4 protein-coding genes are annotated in these 3,817 nt (G+C 35.9%); all 4 read right to left on the minus strand.

Annotation, left to right across the window (positions count from 1 at the left end):
- Positions 1-227, minus strand: a 227-nt coding sequence (locus ABYK33_RS14575) for a hypothetical protein (RefSeq protein WP_373034026.1), incomplete at its 3' end; no start/stop codon positions are given.
- Positions 228-430: 203 nt separating this feature from the next.
- Positions 431-1,549 (minus strand): hypothetical protein, encoded by a 1,119-nt coding sequence (locus ABYK33_RS14580; protein ID WP_373034027.1) that lies wholly within the window; start codon positions 1,547-1,549, stop codon positions 431-433.
- A gap of 118 nt (positions 1,550-1,667) precedes the next feature.
- The gene (locus tag ABYK33_RS14585) at positions 1,668-2,462 is read right to left on the minus strand and encodes a hypothetical protein (RefSeq protein ID WP_373034028.1); all 795 of its coding nucleotides are present in this window, start codon (positions 2,460-2,462) and stop codon (positions 1,668-1,670) included.
- A 72-nt stretch (positions 2,463-2,534) separates the two neighbouring features.
- Positions 2,535-3,368, minus strand: a complete 834-nt coding sequence (locus tag ABYK33_RS14590; protein WP_373034029.1) for a hypothetical protein — start codon at positions 3,366-3,368, stop codon at positions 2,535-2,537.
- Between the last annotated feature and the right edge of the window lie 449 nt (positions 3,369-3,817).

Genomic DNA, 3,817 nt, shown 5'->3' on the forward strand with positions numbered 1-3,817 from the left:
AAGTCATACCAGCCGCCCGTGTTGTTGACCTCATAGACGGAGACGTTCTCATTGAAGATATGGATGATGAGGGTAATAAAAGAGATCATCCCATGCCAAAGCCCATACCAGAACCCGGCAGGTTCTACCTGCACGAACTGCGCATCACCGGCGGTGCAGGCCGTAAAGAGGAAGAGCAGGGGGAGCAAGAGCAGTGTTGTGTATAATTTGGGGGTTTTCAGTGTCATAAGAACTCCTTTTGAAAGGTTCGGTGTTACTTGGGTCGCGACTGACCAGATGCTGTGATTATGCGATTTGTTAATAATATATCGTAATCGGGGTTGGCAGTCAACATCTTTCGGTGCCATGGGCGTAAACCTATAGTATTGAAAAAGGTGCTTTGGAAGTTTTAGATTGGGAGGCTCGAAGGAGTGTGTTTTGGAGATTAGGTTTACTCCGCATGTTCTATCCATCGAATGTTCAAAAGACCTTGTTTGATATAGATATCGACGGTACTCCCTACTGATTTGCTGTCGTACAATTCACGGTGTATCCGGATATCATTGGACAAAAAAGAAGTCTCATTTTTCAGATCAAAAAAATATTTACGCGGTGCTCTCGAGATATGTTTATGTTTACTTTTTATCGTATCGGTAATGACGACAGGCGTGCTGTCATCCAAAGCAGTATTGAGATACTTGATGCCGCTGAAAACAACAATAAAACTGGCGGCGATCGACCATAAAAAATACTTGATCCCCATATCGAGTTTGAATGAACTTTTATCAAGCCTTGTAAAAACATAGCTGATGACCATCAAGGCGAAGAGCGTACTTGTCAGCAACGTAACAAAAAGCAGTTCAGCGAAATCAATGGTCGACGGATATATGACATAAAACTCGGCCATGAAAAAAAAGAAGCTCAAAATAGTAGTGAAAATGAGGAAAAATTTCATTTTTTGAGTAAAAGCGCGTAAGGTCTCATCAGTGCTTACAATGCTGTCAAAGTTAATACTTTTATGAAGATCCAAAAATGGCTCGGCATATCTGTCCAGCACCTTATCGATATCGATTTTTTTCTTGCGCAGTTTCTTGACAAGGGTAAGTTTGAGAAGAAATTCATTGTTTTCGTTGGTGATCTCAATATGTTTGGTGGGGTAAAGAGGCGCCTTTTCAAAGAGTTCAAGAATGCACTCTTGTGTCTTTTGGTCTTTCAATAGGTCATGCACTTCGCTCTGGTCTGAAGCGACATACACAAGATCATCAAACTTTTTATTACCCGACGCAAAAGCGGTAAGCCACTTGAAACGAAGCAACAGTTTTTCCAGAACACTTTTTTGTCGCACCGAAAATCTTGCGTTGGATGTACTTTTTACAACCAGCAGTATGGATGAGACCTTTCCGGTAACGACATTGTCGACATTGATCTGGCAGTAGACCTTTGTTCCATGGATGTCATACTCATTTATGTTTTTGGCTTTAGTCAAGGGCAGGTTCTTTTGATTTGTCAGAAATTTTGCCAAAACGAAAGCTATGACAATTGCGATGCCTATGTAGATATTGTATGTCAACGCTTATTCCTGTTATTGCATTTAAGATACGCAATTAAAACGCCACTTACGGGTTTTTGATTGGCCTTCTTTGGTTTGTTAGATTCATTATTACTCTTAGTTTTCTCGACACTCATGTTTACTTCTTTAGAGGTTCACCTTTTTCTTTAAATCCACATTTTGGGCAAACTTCTATTTTCTGTTTCGCAAAATGGCATTTAGGACACCAAATTGAAAAATTCACGTCTTTGCTTAACTTGATTTTTGATTTTTCTAACTTTGGTAATTTCATATCTTTCCAATATCTTTCTGTAAGGTCATCATATACTTTTGTTAATTTCCAAGGCTTTATTACTGTGCTTTGATACTCTTCATCTGAAGGAAACAATTTCGATTTTAAATTTAATCCAGCTGTTTCAAGGTACGGGTTTTTGTATACAACAGAGTTCATGACTGAAGTTTCTAATGTAGCAATGTTGTCATCAACAAATGGATCTGTTAAAGAATGGTGAGCAGATAATTTATTTCTGTAAATATATATTTCAGGTATAACTTTTATCACATAATCTTTGCAATGCTTTTTTATGATTTTGTGATTTTCTTTTTTTGTAATTTCTTCTCTTGAGAATTGCTTTTTATTTACAATATCTACAAACCCAATTAAACGTGTGTAATTAATAATTGAAATAGAAAACCAATTAAAATAATTCATCCACATATTTTGTCCAGGGCCTAGATCTCCTAAAATAGATTGGATGTAATGCCCTACATTTTGGTTTATTGTATTTTCATCTTTTCTTACTATTAAGGCTAATTGATATAACCCTTCTTTTGTGTAATGCAATGCATTCATATTCTTTATTGGAAAAGTATCACTGTTAAAAATAATGTTATCAACATGATCTAGAATAATTTCATTTTTATTTTGTTGCATTTGAATCCTAAATACTTGATATCTAACGTTTAAATAGAGCTAATAAGTGACCGCTAGGTAACTTATTAGCTCCTATGCTTTGTTAGTGTCTTCATCAGTGTCCATAGTAAATTCTATTTTCAATGGTAAATCTGTCATAGCATAATGAACAAACTGCTTACCTAGTTCAGTTAAATCGTAGCCTTCACTATTATCAAAAGCAGAAACAACTTTTCTTCCATGACTGCTTGGACGACTAGCCTTTTTAACAATAAAATTACCATTATAATCAACTTCTCTATGTTGGCGGATTATACTCCCCATACTCAAGTCTCTAATCAATAGCTTGTATAAATCTGCATCAGCAGAGTCTTCTCTAACCTGACTTTTACCTATTTTAGTCCATATTTCTCCACGAGTTATCCCATCGCTATTATATATAGCAGAAATAACTTGGAAGTGCATATCTGAATATAAATTAATCCAATCAATATACATTCGAACTACATCATCACTAGAAACTTTTGTTGAAGCCGCATTAGAAAGTATATTTCGTATATAAACTCTTTTATCATCACTCTCAGCGCCAGACCATTCTCTAAAAGTTTTTTTCACTAAAGATTGATATTCTTTACTTTCTACTCTTTCTGCTATTGCCTCGTCTTGTAAATCAATACGAGCCATAATTTCTATTATAGTTTCTTCTTTTTCTTTTAGTTCATCTTTCAGCATTTGAATCCAATGCCGAAAAAAACCATTTACTTTTTCTTGTTCCCCTTCTGACCAAGCTCCTGCTATTGCTGAAAAAACACCACCAGCGAATGGAACAGCTCCACCAATTACAGATAAGGCTCCACGAGATATTTTGGCAACTTTTCCACTTTCTGGGAATTCGTTTTCATCAGGATTATTTGTATTTTCACTCATCTATTTCCTTATACACTAACTATTTATTGGTGCACATTCTATACAACTAAGGCTTAAATAGGCACTTATCATAACTTATGAAAAGTTGTAAAAAAATGTTATTTGGTTACAGAATGCCATATCTGCATGTTTTTGAATCTGAAAAGGCGTAAATTAGCTCTCAGATGAAGTGTACTAAGTCCTGAAAATGGACTTATCTGAACGAAAATGAGAGACTAAGTCGATTTTCAGACCTTAGTCAACGTGGTGTTCCGATTGAATAGTCAGAAGGTGAGTGGGTAATTTTCAATTTTATGTTCGGTTTAAATGACAAAAAAGCCCCTAAAACCGCCAAGAAGAACACAACTTGCATATGCTGAACCAGACTTTCAGAGTCAAAACAGACAAGGAAAATTTATGGGAATCCCACAACCAGCTTTTTATATGATGAAATGCCAACAATCTACGCC

The organism is Sulfurovum sp., from assembly GCF_041562805.1.
In the GTDB taxonomy this organism is placed as follows: domain Bacteria; phylum Campylobacterota; class Campylobacteria; order Campylobacterales; family Sulfurovaceae; genus Sulfurovum.